At 32.9% G+C, this 17606-nt stretch carries 22 protein-coding genes and 2 tRNA genes; 12 read left to right on the top strand and 12 right to left on the bottom strand.

Annotated elements, in window-relative coordinates; translation table 11 throughout:
- Positions 1-113: 113 nt before the first annotated feature.
- The gene (locus NMAR_RS09320; RefSeq protein WP_148680360.1) at positions 114-593 is read left to right on the top strand and encodes a hypothetical protein; all 480 of its coding nucleotides are present in this window, start codon (positions 114-116) and stop codon (positions 591-593) included.
- Positions 594-821: 228 nt separating this feature from the next.
- Positions 822-977 (top strand): hypothetical protein, encoded by a 156-nt coding sequence (locus tag NMAR_RS09885; protein WP_185736579.1) that lies wholly within the window; start codon positions 822-824, stop codon positions 975-977.
- On the opposite strand, the gene NMAR_RS09310 is transcribed toward NMAR_RS09885, so the two are convergent.
- Both NMAR_RS09310 and NMAR_RS09305 read right to left on the bottom strand, forming a co-directional pair.
- Positions 964-1860 carry a hypothetical protein gene (locus tag NMAR_RS09310; RefSeq protein ID WP_012216123.1) on the bottom strand — a complete coding sequence of 299 codons (897 nt, stop codon included), beginning with the start codon at positions 1858-1860 and terminating at the stop codon, positions 964-966. The two genes, NMAR_RS09885 and NMAR_RS09310, sit on opposite strands and share 14 nt — an antisense overlap.
- A complete protein-coding gene (locus NMAR_RS09305) occupies positions 1861-2337 on the bottom strand; it encodes a peptidylprolyl isomerase (RefSeq protein ID WP_012216122.1) in 477 nt (158 codons plus the stop codon). It lies immediately after the preceding gene.
- 237 nt (positions 2338-2574) lie between these two features.
- Here NMAR_RS09305 and NMAR_RS09300 point away from each other — a divergent pair, with 237 nt between their 5' ends.
- Both NMAR_RS09300 and NMAR_RS09295 read left to right on the top strand, forming a co-directional pair.
- On the top strand, positions 2575-2805 hold the full coding sequence (locus NMAR_RS09300; protein ID WP_012216121.1) for a hypothetical protein: 231 nt from the start codon (positions 2575-2577) through the stop codon (positions 2803-2805).
- An 84-nt stretch (positions 2806-2889) separates the two neighbouring features.
- On the top strand, positions 2890-3351 hold the full coding sequence (locus NMAR_RS09295; RefSeq protein WP_012216120.1) for a hypothetical protein: 462 nt from the start codon (positions 2890-2892) through the stop codon (positions 3349-3351).
- A 358-nt stretch (positions 3352-3709) separates the two neighbouring features.
- On the opposite strand, the gene NMAR_RS09290 is transcribed toward NMAR_RS09295, so the two are convergent.
- The 3 genes from NMAR_RS09290 to bluB all read right to left on the bottom strand — a co-directional run bounded on the left by NMAR_RS09290 (position 3710) and on the right by bluB (position 5112).
- Complete coding sequence (locus NMAR_RS09290; RefSeq protein WP_012216119.1) at positions 3710-4234, bottom strand: NADPH-dependent FMN reductase; 525 nt, start codon at positions 4232-4234, stop codon at positions 3710-3712.
- Positions 4235-4284: 50 nt separating this feature from the next.
- A tRNA-Arg gene (locus NMAR_RS09285) sits at positions 4285-4377 on the bottom strand.
- Between the two features lie 24 nt (positions 4378-4401).
- Complete coding sequence (gene bluB, locus NMAR_RS09280; protein ID WP_012216118.1) at positions 4402-5112, bottom strand: 5,6-dimethylbenzimidazole synthase; 711 nt, start codon at positions 5110-5112, stop codon at positions 4402-4404.
- A gap of 82 nt (positions 5113-5194) precedes the next feature.
- On the opposite strand from bluB, the gene NMAR_RS09275 reads away from it, so the two are divergent.
- Positions 5195-5268, top strand: a tRNA-Val gene (locus tag NMAR_RS09275).
- 8 nt (positions 5269-5276) lie between these two features.
- Here NMAR_RS09275 and NMAR_RS09270 read toward each other — a convergent pair.
- Positions 5277-5753, bottom strand: coding sequence for a hypothetical protein (locus NMAR_RS09270; RefSeq protein WP_148680359.1), 477 nt, complete (start codon positions 5751-5753; stop codon positions 5277-5279).
- A gap of 99 nt (positions 5754-5852) precedes the next feature.
- Between NMAR_RS09270 and NMAR_RS09265 the strand changes: the two genes are divergently transcribed.
- The gene (locus tag NMAR_RS09265; protein WP_012216116.1) at positions 5853-6350 is read left to right on the top strand and encodes a CopD family protein; all 498 of its coding nucleotides are present in this window, start codon (positions 5853-5855) and stop codon (positions 6348-6350) included.
- Here NMAR_RS09265 and rtcA read toward each other — a convergent pair.
- Complete coding sequence (gene rtcA / locus NMAR_RS09260) at positions 6330-7346, bottom strand: RNA 3'-terminal phosphate cyclase (RefSeq protein WP_012216115.1); 1017 nt, start codon at positions 7344-7346, stop codon at positions 6330-6332. The two genes, NMAR_RS09265 and rtcA, sit on opposite strands and share 21 nt — an antisense overlap.
- Before the next feature lie 63 nt (positions 7347-7409).
- Here rtcA and NMAR_RS09255 point away from each other — a divergent pair, with 63 nt between their 5' ends.
- The 3 genes from NMAR_RS09255 to NMAR_RS09245 are packed head-to-tail and all read left to right on the top strand — an operon-like array spanning position 7410 to position 9880.
- Positions 7410-7904, top strand: a complete 495-nt coding sequence (locus NMAR_RS09255) for a nicotinamide-nucleotide adenylyltransferase (protein ID WP_012216114.1) — start codon at positions 7410-7412, stop codon at positions 7902-7904.
- A gap of 41 nt (positions 7905-7945) precedes the next feature.
- The gene (locus NMAR_RS09250) at positions 7946-9091 is read left to right on the top strand and encodes a pyridoxal-phosphate-dependent aminotransferase family protein (RefSeq protein WP_012216113.1); all 1146 of its coding nucleotides are present in this window, start codon (positions 7946-7948) and stop codon (positions 9089-9091) included.
- A gap of 42 nt (positions 9092-9133) precedes the next feature.
- The gene (locus NMAR_RS09245; RefSeq protein WP_012216112.1) at positions 9134-9880 is read left to right on the top strand and encodes a peptidylprolyl isomerase; all 747 of its coding nucleotides are present in this window, start codon (positions 9134-9136) and stop codon (positions 9878-9880) included.
- Position 9881: 1 nt separating this feature from the next.
- Here the strand turns inward: NMAR_RS09245 and NMAR_RS09240 are convergent, their stop codons facing one another.
- Entirely contained in the window at positions 9882-10946 is a 1065-nt protein-coding gene (locus NMAR_RS09240; RefSeq protein ID WP_012216111.1) for a sn-glycerol-1-phosphate dehydrogenase, read from the bottom strand.
- A 77-nt stretch (positions 10947-11023) separates the two neighbouring features.
- Between NMAR_RS09240 and psmB the strand changes: the two genes are divergently transcribed.
- Together psmB and NMAR_RS09230 are read left to right on the top strand one after the other, a co-directional pair.
- On the top strand, positions 11024-11656 hold the full coding sequence (gene psmB, locus NMAR_RS09235; RefSeq protein WP_012216110.1) for an archaeal proteasome endopeptidase complex subunit beta: 633 nt from the start codon (positions 11024-11026) through the stop codon (positions 11654-11656).
- A gap of 7 nt (positions 11657-11663) precedes the next feature.
- Positions 11664-13604: a beta-CASP ribonuclease aCPSF1 gene (locus tag NMAR_RS09230; protein ID WP_012216109.1), complete on the top strand. Its 1941-nt coding sequence runs from the start codon at positions 11664-11666 to the stop codon at positions 13602-13604.
- Here the strand turns inward: NMAR_RS09230 and sepF are convergent.
- Both sepF and NMAR_RS09220 read right to left on the bottom strand, forming a co-directional pair.
- Positions 13596-13874 (bottom strand): cell division protein SepF, encoded by a 279-nt coding sequence (gene sepF / locus NMAR_RS09225; protein ID WP_012216108.1) that lies wholly within the window; start codon positions 13872-13874, stop codon positions 13596-13598. The two genes, NMAR_RS09230 and sepF, sit on opposite strands and share 9 nt — an antisense overlap.
- Positions 13875-13947: 73 nt before the next feature.
- Positions 13948-14961: a DUF814 domain-containing protein gene (locus NMAR_RS09220; RefSeq protein WP_012216107.1), complete on the bottom strand. Its 1014-nt coding sequence runs from the start codon at positions 14959-14961 to the stop codon at positions 13948-13950.
- Positions 14962-15033: 72 nt separating this feature from the next.
- Here NMAR_RS09220 and NMAR_RS09215 point away from each other — a divergent pair, with 72 nt between their 5' ends.
- Entirely contained in the window at positions 15034-16098 is a 1065-nt protein-coding gene (locus NMAR_RS09215) for a M24 family metallopeptidase (protein WP_012216106.1), read from the top strand.
- A gap of 2 nt (positions 16099-16100) precedes the next feature.
- Here NMAR_RS09215 and NMAR_RS09210 read toward each other — a convergent pair whose 3' ends face one another.
- Positions 16101-16583 (bottom strand): hypothetical protein, encoded by a 483-nt coding sequence (locus NMAR_RS09210; RefSeq protein WP_012216105.1) that lies wholly within the window; start codon positions 16581-16583, stop codon positions 16101-16103.
- A 14-nt stretch (positions 16584-16597) separates the two neighbouring features.
- Positions 16598-17440, bottom strand: a complete 843-nt coding sequence (locus NMAR_RS09205; protein ID WP_012216104.1) for a methyltransferase domain-containing protein — start codon at positions 17438-17440, stop codon at positions 16598-16600.
- Between the last annotated feature and the right edge of the window lie 166 nt (positions 17441-17606).

Raw genomic sequence — 17606 nt, 5'->3', positions numbered from 1 at the left:
TGCATTTTAACCCAAAGGGAAAAAAATCCCAATAAATTGTGTAAAAGATTTGATTTACTCTTAAAGCTCCTTAGAGCTAGTAAAATAAATCAAAATTACATGATTATTTTATGATGGCTAGAATAAAACTCAAGCTAGGAGAGAATGAAATTGAGGTTGATTCTAGAGATTTTTACGTTGATAATCAAACTTTAGGAGAAATTATCCAAAATATATCAAATCATTTGCCTGAAAGTCATGCAAAAATTGTTTATGAAACTGAACCTGTTACAACTCCTATTGAAATTCCCACTCAATCTGGTTTAGAATCTCTTGATGATGCAGAAATATTTGAACCAGAATTTAATGAACCTACACGTATTGCAGCAAATGAAGTGAAATCAAAATTACGTATTTTGGAAACTAGTAGATTCTTTGATTCACCTCGAACAGTTTCAGAAGTTGTTGAACAATTATCTGAATATGGTTGGGCAGCCAGTCCTTTAGATGTGTCAAAAGCATTAGCAAAAATGGCATCAAATAAAGAAATTTTAAAAAACTCTAATGAGAATAGAACTCATTACTTTGTTGAAGAATCTTTAATCACTAACTAGAAAAATTACATTTTTCACAACTAGAAAAAATTTCTCCATCTAAGTGATCAAAATGTGTATTGCATTCATTGCATGTGTGATGCATATCAAAATATCCGTCTTTCTCTATCTCTCCGACTCTATTGGATTCTAAATTTGTGCTTCCACATTTGATACAATGACATCCACATTCGATTTTCATTATTTTCTCCGATAATGTATGTATAGTTGCAACACCTATACAAATTATTGGAAAAGAAACGAGAAATTCCAATTGAAATTGATGATCATTTTAGATTATTTGGAAAAGAACCATGGGAAGTAGATTATGGTGAAAAATGCCCTGTTTGTGATGTTAGAATTGACGAGTATGGATTTTGTTCATGTGGTTCTAGCGGAGATTAAATTTTTTCATAAAAGGCATAGCAAGAATTACAAAAAATCCTATGATTAATGGTAACATTATTGAAAATTCAGGCACTACAGTTGTTCCAATTATTGTTACTTCTCCTGATGTTTCCGGAACAATTGTCACCCAAACATGTGTTCCATTATTGAAGTATTCTTGATAAAACATTTTTTCGTCATCTAAAAATACAGAATAAGGGCCCCATAGTAATTCCAATGGGATCACAGTATTAACAAATCTATTTTTTTCAGAAACATCAAAAGCAATACTCTTTGATGGTTGATCAAAAACAAAATTATCAACATTGGAATTACTAACAATCTCTACTAGAAATTGTTTATCTTCCCATTCTACGTTTTGTTTGATTTGTAATTTGTTTATAGAATATTCTAATAACATCTGACATCCATGACAATTAATTCCTTTCATGTCCCCAAGATAAACAGGTCTTTCATTTACAAATACCAAATCAACTTCTTCAGGTAAAATAAAAGAAGTACTTTCAAGATACAAAAAATCCCATGTCCATATATCATTTATTTCTGAAATAACATCATCAAGCTCATATTGTAAAATAGAATCTTCGTTAGATGGTAAAATTAACACTGCATTATTATCTCCAACAACTGAGAATTGTTTTTCTCCTCCCTGTTTATCTATGACTGAAATATTTGAAACTGTTCCAGATATCAAATCAACCTGTTTAGGCGATTTTGTATCATCAATTACATGTGTCACATGAACATTTCCTTCCAAGTCAATCCTAACTTCAACTAATTTCTGATCAGCTTTTTCTGCAATTGAAACTTGTGCATAAGCTGTAGGAATTACAGCTACAAGAGAAACAATAACTAAAACTGCAAAAATTTTTGAATTCATTTATTCCACAGTTACACGAGTCATCTGTGCTTTTTCCAAAGGACAATCGTTGCCGTCTCTCTCGAGATTTACAATTTTGTCTGCTACATCCATGCCTTCAGTGACCTCTCCAAATACAGTATACTGTCTATCTAGGAATGTACTGTCAGCTGTAACTATGAAGAATTGTGAGCCTGCACTATCTGGATCTTGTGCTCTAGCCATTGAAACAATTCCACGTAAATGAGATCTCGAATTGAATTCTGCTTTTACATTGTATCCAGGACCGCCTGTACCCCATGAACTTTTGTTATCTGTTTTTGTATTTGGGTCTCCACCTTGAATCATAAATCCTGGTATTACTCTGTGAAATAATGTTCCATCATAGAATCCATCTTTGGCTAATTTTTCAAAGTTTCTTACTGTCTCAGGAGCCAAATCTGGTAGAAGCTTAAACGAAATTTTTCCAAAATTTGTTTCAATATTTGCTGTAGTCATATGAAGTACTCTGAACTATTATCATAAGAGTCTTTTGCGAAAATACTTTTGATAATTCTTATAGATTGCATATCTATTTTGAAAAATCTACAACTCTCAGTACGTTTTTCGTTGATAGATAACTATTTTGAAGACTTTGAATTTTTTTGTAATGAAAAGTATGAATTTCTTATAAATTAAAATTTTGAAATTTCAAAAGTTATAGTCTTATATAGAACAGTTAGAATTTAGAATTCGTTGAATCGCACAAACCAGAGTACGATCATTAAAGAAGCAATTAATTCATATCTTGACAAAGGGGTAACTGACAAACAAGACATCTATACCAAAGTTGTTGATGAGCTTGGTGTTCCAAGACCTACTGTAAGAAGAGTTGCAAGGGATCTAAGAACTGAATTATTACAAAAAATCCAAATCCTACAATCTGATATGCCTAAAGCAACAACTGCTTCTGAAGAAGACGAGTAAATTCGGCTCTTTTTTCTTTTTAATTATTATTATTCTCTGAATTTCACCATTACTATTATAAACAATGAATTTTTCAAATCATTTATGGGATATTTAGGAAACCATTTGGCTACAGTTGTAACTGCTGTGTTTGCAGCAATATTGACTGCACTTTGGCCATACTTTGTAGACTTTGCCCCAATACTGAACTTTGTATTCATTATGGCAGTCCCAATTATGTGGTTCCTGGTATTTACTTGCTGGATATCTCAAAAAAGTACAGACTACATGCATAAACATGCCCATCACAGCGAAAAAAAAAGCTTGAGTAACGCACAAACAGTTCAAACCACAACAACTGGTACACAAGTAAGTCTTTCAGAAATTAAACAAGTTCAAACTGAATTATCTTCTGAATTAAACAATCTAAAAGAAACTGTAAAACTAAAAGACAGTGAAATTGAAAGATTAAATCAAGAAATTTCTAATCTACAAACTCTTGTACAGATTGAATCATTAAAAACTGAATTAGCTAATTTGAAAATGTTAGCATCAAAAAAGAAATAATCTATTCTTTACAATGGGAACAAACAATTCCATGATTATTCTTACAATCTGGACAACTTTCTGCTCCCCCATAATGACATTTACATGAACATAGTTCTGTGGGATCTTTTTTGTTACTCAATTGTATATTTTCTAGTTATTGTTAGTATTTGACTTTTACAGTTTTTCAATGTAATATTTGGAAAACTCAGAGATATCTTAAATCCAAAATTAATTTTTAATAAGTATGTTCATGTTGGATTTGATAATTTTTAGAATTTTATCAAATAAATTTTCAATATTTTAAAATCTATATAATTCAAAAAACATTTGAAATTTTTTCCATGTTAGAATTTATATATTTTAAAAATCATATTGATTAATCTTCTAGTTTTTCTGCCATTTTCAAAGTCTCATCAACCATTTCTTTTAGTCTAGTTTGTCCATCTTCTGAAATATTATTTTCATTTATTGATTCTGTAGTTAAGAAAACGGCTTTTGGATTTGTGATTACTCTGAAGTATGACAATAACTGAGTGATTAATGTTTGAACATCAATGAACCCTATATTTCCTGCAGCCAAAATTGCCATTCCTGCAACCTTTCCTGCAGTTTCCTTGTAATTGATATATTCAAACAAGTTTTTGAGCGCAGAACTGAAAAATGAATTGTAAATTGGGGAACCAATTAGCCATACATCTGCCTCCATAATGTCTTTAGCAGCATCTTTTGTTGCTTGATTATATTCTTCTTCAGGACCTCTATAGCATTCAATTTGTCCGTCAGATAAATTGATGAGTTTAACATCTTGATTCTTTGATTTTGTGTATTCGTAAACATATTTCATTATAATCTGTGTATTTGCATTTTTTCTTGGACTACCAGAAATTACTACAACTTTCATAACTAGAGCCAATCTTTTTTCTATTTAAATTTCTAGAACAAAAAACAAAACGGGCTTGGAGGGCTTCGATCCCTCGACCTGTAACTTAGGAGGCTACCACGCTATCCATGTTTCGCGTCAAATTGACTCTGCGCCACAAGCCCAGCAAAAAAAACATTCTTAATTATTTAAGCGTAGTCAAGATTTTCTTTGATCATTTTTTGAATACTGTTCCAACTTTCGTTTTGTTGGTCATTCCATTTTTCAAAGTATACTACGTCTTTTAGATCAAGTCTTGGTAACCAACCAGCAGTTTCAAGATCTGGTTTTTCTGCAAAGTCATCTACATATCCTAAACACAAATACGCTACAGGAACAACATGTTCTGGTAATTCTAAATTTTCTTTTAGTGTTTCATTTGATAAAATGCTTACCCATCCAAGACCAATTCCTTCTGTTCTGGCTGATAACCATAAATTTTGAATTGCGCAACATACACTATACAATCCTGCTTCTGGTATGCTGGATCTGCCTATCACAAATGGGCCAAATTTTGATGGATCATATGTTACACACAAATTTACCGGGGATTCTAAAATTCCTTCTAGTTTGAATGAAAGATACTTTGATCTCTTTGGCTCCTCTACTAATTGTGATGAACGATTCTTTTCTTCTTCAAATGATGCTTTAATCTTCTTTTTTGTTTCAATATCTTTTATCAGAATGAAATTCCATGGCTGTGAGAATCCTACAGATGGTGCATGATGTGCTGCATGAAGAATTTTTGAGAGAACCTCATCTTCAATAGGCCTTGATGTAAAATGAGACCTTACATCCCTTCTTGAATAAATTGCCTTGTAGAATCCTTTTTTCTCTTCTTCAGTAAAATTATCTTCCAACTAATTCACGCCTTTCTTCTTTTTATTCATCCTTTCTTTTGTTAAACGTTAATAATGCCACAATTTAGTTTTGTATTTCAATGGGCCGGTAGTCTAGCTGGTTAGGATACCGCCTCGACACGGCGGTGATCGTGAGTTCGAATCTCTCTCGGCCCACTTTTTAATTAAAAACCAGTACTGAATTCTTTGTCAATAGTACTCCACGAAGTCTGAGTAGTGAGCATACCCTCAGCAGAAAAACTATTGATTCTTTCATTTATCATATCTTCGTAAATTTCTGGACTAGTTTCTGATTTTGTTAATACAAATATGCTCTTCAATGGTATTTGATCCCCTGAAGAAAATACTGCTCTTCCTGGTAATGCAACATCCATTGCAGAATATTGACCCGAACCCAATTCAACTCCATCAGTAAAAAGTTGATAATCAATTACTCCGACAGTAAATGCTTTATCACTTGGATTTTTTACAAGAAATGTAACATCAAACTTTGCTTGATTTTTTACATTATCTACATCTATCAATTCAACACTAAACAATTCAATCTCTGCTTGTTCTAACTGAGCATTATCTAAACTAGCATAGAATACAATTCCTCCCATCAAGGCAAGAACTCCTGCTATTGCAACATAGACTGTCATTCTGCTCTGAAGTGCCATTTCAATCTATCAAATTACGTACAACTAAAAAAGGTTGTCAAGATCCAAATACATAATATTTCATTCAAAATATGATAAACTATGGCAGCAATAGAGCAAGCAATTCTTACTTGGATTCATCTTGTTGCAGCTGCAATTTGGGTAGGTGGATCATTATTCATTGGAATAGTTTTTTCTCCTCTTCTCAAAACTATGACAAACTCAATTGAAGAAAGAATGCAAATTATGATTCGTGTTGGAAGACGATTTAACAAAGTAGCTGTCCCTTCATTAATTATTTTGATGGCAACAGGATTGTATAGTTCTCATGTGTTACTAAGTAAACCAGAACTTCTTGTTGCAACAAGTTATGGAACTTTTCTTATAATCAAGATACTTCTTGTAATTGCACTAATTATTACATACATTGTTCATGTTCGAGTAATTCGAAAAGATGTTGAAGATAAAATAATGTCAAACCAAATGCCTGAACCTCAAATTCAAAAATTAAGAAAAAAAATCATTATTCTTGGAGAAATTACTGTAGTTCTATCTGTAGCAATACTATTCTTTGCAGCATTACTTGATGCTGGAGTATGATGTTCCTTCAATAATTACTTCAAAACCATTAGGTAATTTGCCTATTCCATATTTGCAACCAGAAATTTTTGATGTTACAAACAAGTTGGTTTCCAAGTGTTTTGTAATTTTTTTGACTTGAAAGATTGTCTTGCCTTTGGCCACACTTGCTGGAACTACAATCATGTCTGCCAGATTCTCATCCACTGCTATATCTTCTAAAAATCCATCAAGATCTACGTCAAAACTCTCTATTTTTTTATCAAATAATGAATCAATTCCTATAATTGAATTCTCATCAATACTGTAAACTAATAAAGACGCACCAGAGTCTAATGCTTCTTCTTTGATTTCTACGTCAACAACAAAACTTTCATTTAGTTTTTCTTTAATTTTTTTAATTTCACTTTCAATTTTTTCATTTGGAATTTTTGAAAATGTACATAGAATTTTTACCCGATTTGTTTTTCTTTTTGATAATGAAATTGCTTTAACGTTTGATGGATTAATTTCTAAATTAACTTCTCCATTTCCTTTTGGATAGTATCCCCTCTTCTTTAATTCAAATGAAAAATTAATCCCCATTCTTGAATATACTTCTCTCAAAATATGTTGTGTATAGAACATTGTTGGACTCCATTGTACATCTGTACCACCTTTGATTGAAATCTCAAGATTCTTTTGTGATATTGCTACTATTGGAATTAAAACTTGTAAAATTAGTGAAATACTTCCTGCTGTTCCTACATCTTCAGATAATTTTGAACTTTTAATTTCTCCTGGAATGAATTTTAATTCCGTAGAACCAATTTCATCACCAATTACTTTACAATCTGAAATTTTTTTTAGAATTTTAATTGCTGTAAGATGTTGAGGTTTTAATCCAGAAACTTTTCTATTTTTCCTAATATTCTCAATGTGAATTGGTTGTTTTGTAATACATGAAAGAGTAATTGCAGAACGAATTATTTGTCCTCCTCCTTCACCATGTGCTCCATTAATTTTTAAAAAATCCATGATTCCTTCTTTATACGACTCTTTATGATAGTTTTTTAAAAAAGAAATTTTCTATTCTTTTGTATGAATGGATTACTAATAGGACGATTCCAACCTTTCCATTTGGGTCATCTTGAAGCATTACGATTTGCTTTATCAAAAGTTGATAAATTATGGCTAGGTTTGGGAAGTTCAAACAAACCTACTGAAAAGAATAATCCTTTCTCAGCTGAAGAACGTAAAGAAATGATTCTATCATCAATAGATGATTCCATGAAAGAAAAAATTTCAATCTATTTCATTCCTGACTTGGATAATCATGTAAGATGGATTAAAAAAATAGATGCCATAGTTCCAGATTTTGATATTGTGTTTTCAAATGATGAATTAACTAATCATCTGTATTCAAAACGAGATGTCCAAGTACTGTCAATTCCTTTTTTGAAAAGAGACGAATTATCTGGAACAAATGTCAGGGATTTGATAATTAGCGATCAGAATTGGAATGCACTAGTTCCCAAAGGCACAGAAAATTTTTTGATATCTAATAATGCCAAAGAACGTCTAAAAAATCTCTAATTATAAATAAACCCCGTATAGTACTGACTGGTAGATAACACATGGAATATCTTTCAATGCTTCCAGGACCAACAAACGTACCTAATCGCGTTATGAGAGCAATGTTAGCACCAATCATCAACCACAGAAGTGATGATTTTGTTGAATTATACACTGATGTAGTTGACAAAACTCAACAAGTCTTTGAAACTAAAAATGATATTGTAGCATTGTCCGCATCTGGAACTGGTGCAGTTGAAGCCGGTGTTGTTAATTTAGTTAAGAAAGGCGATAAAGTAATCATTCCAGTAAACGGTGAATTTAGTAATAGACTATCTCAATTAATTGAAGGTCAAGGAGCAAACGTTGTAAAACTTGAAACTCCTCCAGGACAAAATGCAACTTTTGATCAAGTAAAAGAAGCATTTGACAATAACAAAGATGTTAAGGCATTCTATGTTGTTCATAATGAAACTTCAACAGGAACAATGGTAAACTATCTTGATAGAATATCTGACTTAACCTCAAGAAATGATGCTTTCTATGTAGTAGACTCTGTATCACTCTTAGGAGGAGCGCCACTTCCAGTTGATAAATGGGGTGTTGATGTATGTATGACTGGAGCACAAAAAGCAATTGCAGCTCCTCCAGGAATTTCTCCAATCTCTGTTAGTCCAAGAGCTAAAAAATACATGCAAGAAAACCCACCAAATACAATGTATTTCAATCTAGCAAGATACTTCAAATATTATGATGAGGAAAAACACACTCCTTTCACACCAGCATTACCTTTACTTTATGCATACAGAGAAGCATTAGCAATTTTACTTGAAGAAGGACTACAAAATGTATTCACCAGACACAAAGTTTGTTCAGATGCATTATACTCTGGACTTAGTGCTATGGGATTATCTCCATTTGCAAAAGAAGAAGATCGTTCAATCTCTATTGTTGCACTAAACTATCTTGATGGTCTTGAAGACAAGATATTTAGAAATACACTTGCAAACAAATTCAAAGTTCTTGTTGCAGGCGGATTTGGAAATCTCAAAGGTAAAGTGTTTAGAGTTGGATGTATGGGTGAAGTTAGTCCATATCATGTAATGAGAACAATCTCTGCAATTTCATCAACATTAGCAATGATGGGATATGAAGTAGATGCTCAAGCAGGACTAAAGACTGCTGAAGAAAAACTAAAGTCTCTCTAAAATCCTGTTAACTTAATATAAGGAAATTCGAGACCGATCACATTGACTTTCGATAAAGGTTCACTAATCCTAGTTGATTATACAGCTAAGGTCAAAGATAGTGAAGAAGTATTTGATACAACTCTCGAAGAGGATGCAAAAAAATATTCTATTCATGAGCAAAATGTCAAGTATCAGCCAAAACTAGTTTCAATTGGCGAAGTTTCATATCCAGTTCTAAAAGGGCTTGATGAGGCTCTTGCAAAAACAGCTGTAGGTGACAAACTTACAGTTGAAGTTACACCTGAGAAAGGATTTGGTGAAAGAGATTCTGGTAAAGTCAGAATGATTCCAATTAGAAAACTAGGTGAAGATGCAGAAAAAGTTTCAGTTGGTGATACTATTGAAGTTGATAATAAACGTGGAATAATTCGTTTTATTGGTTCAGGAAGAGTTCAGATTGATTATAATCACAGATATGCAGGAAAAACAATTCTTTTTGATGTAAATGTTCTCAAATCACTTGATTCTCCAAATGATAAAGTTGATGGAATTCTAAAAAATAGACTTCCAGTAGAGGACTCAAAAATTTCATTTGATTTGAAAGATAAAGAAGTAAGCATAACCATTCCTGAAGAAATTCTTCGTGCAGATGGTTTACAAATTATGAAGCACTTTATTCAATTAGACATCTTCAAATTTGTTCCTACTTTGGAAAAAGTAAACTTTGTTGAAACTCATGTTAACAAACAAACTAAAGAAAAGAAACCTGAAACAAAAGAAAAAGCACCTGAACAAAAGGCTGCTTAAACTAAATCACTTTAGTACTCTTTGCAAGACTTTTTGCCTTTCTGTCTGTCATCTCTACTTCTTTTAGAATTGTATATCTTTCAGGCCTCAAGTCTTGTGCAATAATTAAAGCATCGATAATTTGATCTTCAGTTAAACCAATTTGTTTTGCAGTAGTTGGCGCTCCCACATCTTTTAACGTCTTAACAATTTTTTTCCAATCTTGTCCTTGTAGTTTTGCAATCATAATGGAACCTATTCCGCATTTTTCTCCATGTAATCCCTTTCCTGGTGCAATTTTATCTAATGCATGTGAAAATAGATGCTCAGCACCAGAACATGGTCTGCTACTTCCTGCAATACATGATGCAACTCCTGCACTAATTAGAGCTTCAACAATCACTCTTGCATCTAATCCATTTTTTGCGTATTTACTTGAATTATCTAGTACCATCATAGCACTCATCATAGCCAATTCTGCTGAATAAGTTCCATAATATTCTCCAGTCTTTTGATGACCTAGTTGCCAATCCTTTACAGCAATGATATTTGCCACCAAATCTCCACAACCACTAGCAAGTAATCTTGATGGTGCTTTTTTGATAATATCTATGTCTACAAAAACCCCTAGTGGAGCCGTTGCAACAATTGAATGTGGTTTATCACTTTTAACTGAAACAAATGGACTTGAAACTCCATCATGTGATGCAGCAGTTGGTACACTAACAAATGGAATATCTAAATTAAAAGAAATTAATTTTGCAGTATCAACAGATCTTCCACCACCAATCCCTGCAATCATATCACTACGATCTTTTTTTACTTCTTTTTCAATTCTGTTTAGAGTACTAATTTGATTATCTTTTGATGTATGCCACACAAACTTGATTCTTTTTGTTTTCAATGATTTTTCAATTCTTTGTCTAAGAACTTTTTTTACATGTATTCCTGAAATAAGAGAAACTTTTTTTGGTTTAGTTAAATTATGCAAAAACTCTCCAAATTCATTTATGTTCTTCTCTCCCACAACAATCTGCCTAGGCAATTCCATTGTATGTGATTTCATGCGATCTTGATTTTTTGTCATTATTTATGATTTCCAGAGATCAAAAAGTTATTTAAAAGGGTGAAATGCCATTTACTTTATCTTAATAGGTGTATTTTTTGTCAAATAATGTCGAAGAAAAAATTCTGCACGGGACAACCACTGTAGGTATCAAGGCAAAAGACGGTGTCGTTTTATGTGCAGATATGAGAGCAAGTGCTGGATACTTTATTGCAAACAATAACACCATGAAAATTCAAAAAATTGATGACCATGCAGGGTTAACTCTTGCTGGTGGTGTTGCAGACGCCCAAAACATTGTTGATATTTTACGTTATCATTCTAATCTTCATAGAGTTGAAAAACATGGACCAATCTCAATCCATTCACTTGCAAGACTTTGTTCATTAATCTTCCATCAAAATAGAGGCTATCCATTTATGGCTGATATCTTAGTTGGCGGTTATGATGCAGAAGGCCCTGCATTGTTTAACATTGACATGTTTGGCTCTGTTGAAAAGAAAGCATATGTTACAACTGGTAGCGGTTCACCAGTGGCCTATGGTCTACTTGAAGAAGAATACAGAGAAGATCTTACAGTTGAAGAAGCAAAAAAAATTGCTTTACGAGCTGTAAAAGCAGCAATAGTTAGAAACATTGGTACCGGCGATGGAATTAACATCGCAATTATGGATAAAGACGGATTCCGTCTTTTGACTGAAGAACAAAAGAAAGCAGTCATTGAACTTTAGTGATTTAATGCAAAGAAAACAACAACAAAAAGAATTACCTCCTAGCAGCCAGAATATAATGGCCACCATACTGCAAAGTATACCTAAAGAAGCTAATGTTACAAAAATTGAGTACGAAGGACCACGAATTGCACTTTACACAAACGCTCCTCGTTATCTAATGGAAAATAATGAAACGATTTCAAATCTTGTAAGTGTAATCAAAAAACGAATCGTTGTTAGAACTGATGAATCAATTAGAAAACCTGAAGATGATGCCCGAAAAATTATTGCAAGTTTGGTTCCAGAAGATGCAAAATTACAGAATACTCTATTTGATACTGCAACAGGTGAAGTTTCAATTGAAGCAAAACGACCTTGGTTATTACAAAGAAATGCAAAAGAATTCAATCATGCTGAAGTAACTGAAAAAACAGGCTGGAAAATACGTGTAAGAAAGGCTACAACTGTCCCTTCCCGTACTATTCAAACAATCAATGCAACTCTCAAACAAGCCTCTACTGAAAGAAGTAAACAACTAAAACAAGTTGGAGATGAAATTTTCAGACCTAGATTAACCCAAAGAACAGAAGTTTCACTTTATACACTTGGTGGATTTGGTCAAGTTGGACGATCTTCATTATTGCTGTCTACTCCTGAAAGTAAGATACTCATTGATTGTGGAATAAATCCTGGAGCACGTTCTCCAATGGATGCATTTCCTAGATTGGACTCTTTGAATCTCACACTAGATGATCTTGATGCTGTAGTTATTGGTCATGCACACTTGGATCATACTGGATTTTTGCCTACATTGTGTAAATATGGATACAAAGGACCAATCTATTGTACCGAACCAACACTACCTATGATGAATCTTATTCAGTTAGATGCAATCAAAGTTGCAGCAGCTCAAGGAAGAACTCCAATCTATTCTGAACGTGATGTCAAACAAATTATGAGACAAACAATTACTTTGCCATATGGAACTGTAACTGATATTTCTCCTGACATTAAATTAGTTCTTGCAAATGCAGGTCACATTCTTGGTTCTGCATTATGTCACTTTCATATTGGAAATGGTGATCACAACTTTGTTTATTCTGGTGATATCAAATTTGGAAAAAGCATTTTGTTTGAAGCTGCTAGTTGGAATTTCCCTAGAGTAGAGACATTACTCATAGAAAGTACGTATGGTCTTAAAGAAGACATTCAACCTAGTAGACAGGAAGTTGAGTCTGCTTTCATTAATGCTGTAAATAACACTCTTGCAGATGGCGGCAAAGTTTTAATCCCTATTCCAGCAGTTGGTCGTGCACAAGAAATCATGATGGTAATTGATCATTATATGAAGTCTGGTGAGATGATTGAGGCTCCAGTATTTACTGAAGGAATGATTTCTGAAGCTTCTGCAATCCATGAATCATATCCTGAATATCTTGCACGTGAACTAAAACAAAAAATTCTTGAAACTGATGATAATCCATTTGATTCTGAATATTTCACAAATATTGAGCACGCAGATGCTAGAGAAGAACCAATGAGAGAAGACTCCCCTTGTATAATCTTGGCAACATCTGGAATGCTAGAAGGTGGACCTGTTTTAGAATATTTCAAAAATATTGCACCTGATAAAAAGAGCAAAGTTCTCTTTGTGTCTTATCAAGTAAACGGAACTTTGGGAAGAAGAGTACTTGATGGTTCTAAACAAGCAACAATGTTAGGAAAAGATGGTAAGGTTGAAGTTGTAACGATCAACTGTGGAGTAGAGAAGCTAGATGGATTTAGTGGACATAGTGATTACAACCAACTAATGTCCTTTGTACAAAGACTAAGACCAAAATTACGAAGAGTCCTAGTTAACCATGGTGAACGAAAGAAATCAGAAAATCTTGCTATGAATATTAGAAGAATGCATAGAGTTCCTGCTCATTATCCTCAAATTCAAGAAGCAATAAAATTATTTTAGATCGTACTCTGGTTTCCAGATCTTTATGTTAGCTGGTGCAACAATAATTCTTTCTTCACCCAATCTTGCAATATCTGCACCAGCAGTTTTTGCAATAGAATACAATTCTTCAACAACTTTACGAAGCTGATCTACATCTTTTTGTGCTAATGGTGTAACTCTAAGAATCAAAATCATATCTTTTTTGATATCTTCTTTAATCGAATGTACATCACTGATATCTCTAATGGTGATAGCCTTTAGAAATGTCGTATTTTCTTGTTTTTGCATTCTAACTGAAAATGCGATCTACTCCCTCAAAAACTCTTCCTTAGTTTTAACTAATTTTTTAAAAAATTTACGCCTAAATTCTAAATTTTATGTAATCTTCTTCTTCTATGCTTTTAGCACTAATTTCTTCACTATCGTCTCCATTTTTTACCAAAACAATTTCTGATTGGTTTTTTGGAGCATCTGAATATCTTAGAGTTACAGCTGCTGCAAATTTTGTATGATCTTTTGCATTTTTACCTCTTAGAATTGATGTTGGTCCAACATGATCTTTTGCTTCAAGTAAAATATCATTTGGTAATGCTATTGCTTTGATCATTTCATTTTCATCTTTGTTTCTACCAACAACAAATTTTGTTTCTTCGTCTAATCTGAAATGCCTTCCAATTTTTAACAAATCAATATCGTTGATTGTTGGATTTTCAACATGATTAAAAAGATCTTTAGCTTTAATTCCAAATTGTGGTTCTGTTAACAAACAACCTCCTCCTGCATTGGGAGGGTTTTCAATTCCATATTGTTTTGCCATGTCTAATTGGTTCCTTCTTGTTCTACCTCTTATCATTCCAAGATTTTCTCTTTTGATCAATCCTTCTTTTTCAGGAATTGTTTCTGGTAACAATGCAGCAGATAATGGTCTAACAATTTTTCCTACAAGATCTGATTCTTTTTCAATAGTTCTTAATGCAGGTCTATGTTGACTCATTGGGCGTTGCCCTAACACTTCTCCTGATACAATAAATTCTGCTCCGATCTCTTCCATGTGTTTTTTTGCAGCATCAAACATCATAGCTCTGCAATCAATACATGGATTAAATCCAGCACCGATTCCGTGTTTTGGATTTTTTAGCATCTCGATATATTCATCACCAAGATATACTGTCTTCAAATTTACATTAAGATCATCTGCTCTCTCTCTAATTTCAAATCCACAACCTCTTCCACAATCAAAATCACAAAATGGAGTCTTTATTGCAACTGCAGAGACATCAAATCCTTGCTCTTGCATCATTCTAACAGCAAGCTGACTGTCTAGACCTCCAGACAATAATGCAACAACTTTTTTCTTCTCTTTTTCTTCAGTCACAGCGATCTAGGCTGAATTTCCATATACAAACTTTGCATCATACATAAATTGAGAAACAAGTGTTTTTTGTGTGTGAAACAACGTAGAAAAAATCTACTAAAACACGCCCAAAAGATCGGTTGTGATACATTAGTTACTTTTGAGCCTGAAAACCTCTTTTACATGACTGGGTTTTGGGGCGAAGCAATAGGCCTGTTAGAAAAAAATGGCAAAACCACCATTATTGCACCTGAACTTGAGGTTGGAAGAGCAAAAGATGAATCTGAAGACTGTGATGTAATTACAGCAGAACGTGGAACTGGTCTTGTAACTTCGCTTGTAAAGAAAATAAAGAAAAATCGCGTTTGTACTGATTGCCAAAATTACTCTATAATGACATCTTTGAAAAAATCTATTCCAAAAATAAAATCCTCTACAGAACCATTTTACAACGCTCGTATAATCAAAGACGAAAATGAGATCAAAATCCTCAAAAAAGCATCCAAAATCATTGATGAAATGTTTGAAACCTGTTCAAAAAAGATCAAAGTGGGCCAAAAAGAGTCAGAATTACAAACAATTTTGATGACTTATGCAATGGAGCAACAAATGTTTGATACTGGATACAAATCTACTCTGAATCCTCTAATTATCGCTGGAGGCCCCAATGGTGCATTGCCTCATGCTCAAGTAACACAAAGGAAGTTCAAAAAAGGTGATCTTGTTGTAACTGATCTTACACTAAGATACAAAGGATATGTTTCTGATGCAACAAGAACATTTGCAATAGGAAATGTTTCATCGCAAACTAAAGAAGCATATGAAATTGTTAAAGAATCTCAAAAACTTGGATTAAAAGCTGTAAAACCAAATGCAAATTGTAAGGATGTTGATTTTGCATGCAGAAAATACATTGATGATAAAAATTATGGACAATACTTTATTCATTCAACTGGTCATGGAATTGGATTGGAAGTTCACGAACTTCCTACTGTTTCATACAGGAGTGACACAAAACTTAAAGAAAATATGGCAATTACTGTAGAACCTGGAATCTATATCGAAAATAAATTTGGAATACGAATAGAAGATTCTTTGATTGTAAAGGAAAGACCTATTGTTATGCACAAATTCACTAAAGATTTAATCACAATTTGAGCCTAGGAAAATGTAACTACATCAATTACATGCTTTGAATCTGGATTGTTTGATGTAATCTCTTGAGAATTTACGTTAACATTCCAATCAAAATTCATATCTCCCTTGTATGATTTGAAATTCAAAATAACATTATACTCATCTGAATTTACATTTGTAACTGACAAGTCTAGAACAGTTTTCTTGTGTCCATAGATTTTTTCATCTGGATATTCTTCATCTATTTGATTTTTGATCACTTCTTTTACAGTTAATTTGGATTCTACTCCTGCATTATAGTTCAATAAAGTGTCTACAGCTATTTGTTCTTCTCCTGAAAATTCTGGTAGACTGTTCTCAAAATTTTTCTCTGATAATACACTTTGAGCTGAAATTACAATTAATGCAACGGCAGCAAGATAGAACGGTGCTCTTTTTTTAAGAAATGCCTGTAAACCTGATTTTTTTGGTTTCTCTACTTCATCTTTTTTCTTATCTTTGGCCATTTTTTCTCCTTTTTCTAGTGTTTTGCTGTTAAAATTAAAACTTCCCAAGGAAATTGAATTATTCCATTCTTTTTTGTGTAAGGTTTTGTGTTTTCTTTTACCCTCTCTTTGAGTTCTTTTCGTTGAGATCTTTCAAGTAAATCTAGTTTTTCTTTAATTGGCTTTGCTACATATCTAAGATAATTACTCCAGTATTGATCAAAAGTACCTGGACTGTATGGGAAGTTGTAATCCTTTACTGTGATTTTTCTAAAACCTGCTTTTTTTATCTCATCTCTAAGTGCTTTTTTGGTTCCAAATCTATCAAAATCAGGAGTTCCAGGTGGAACGTAATTTGGAATAAACTGAGTAACTGCCTCAAAAATACTATCAAAATATGGGACTCTGTCTGGATGTCCATGCACGGATAATCCTAACTTACCTGATTCTTTGAGGCTATTTTTCATGTTTTTTAGAGCCTTTTGGGCATTTGGGAAAAAAAACAATGCATACTGACATGTAATAATGTCAAATTTTTCTTTGAATGAGAAATTTTCAGCATCTGCATTTACAAATAATAGATTAGGAGATTTTTTATTCCATTTTTTTGCAACTTTGATTGCAGTAGTTGCAGTGTCTGCACCTACTACAAATCCTGATTTTCCTACTTTTTGATTTAATAATTTTGTAACAACACCTGTTCCACTTGCAACATCAAGAATATGATCTCCTTTTTTGACATCAATTAACTCTACTAGTTTTTTTGTACTCTGAAATGGTCCTCTTTTTGCTGTTGCCCATCTTTTATGATATCTTGGTGCAACTTCATTCCAAACTGCCATGTTTCGTTTTTTATAATCAAATGGTTTGACTTTCAATTTTCTTTAAACTCTTTTAGATCTGATTTTAATGTTCTTCCCGTCTCATGAAAATATCTATGTTCTATTTCTTTTAATTTTTCTGCCAACTTGAAACTATCTGTATGTTTGTTTGTTTGTTTTTAATTTCTTTGTACTGTGATATCAGTTTTCGTAACTCTGAATT

Origin of the sequence: Nitrosopumilus maritimus SCM1, assembly GCF_000018465.1 — an archaeon.
Taxonomy (GTDB): domain Archaea; phylum Thermoproteota; class Nitrososphaeria; order Nitrososphaerales; family Nitrosopumilaceae; genus Nitrosopumilus; species Nitrosopumilus maritimus.
Note: the sequence above shows the minus strand (reverse complement) of the source record. Positions and strands in the feature narration are given on the sequence as shown.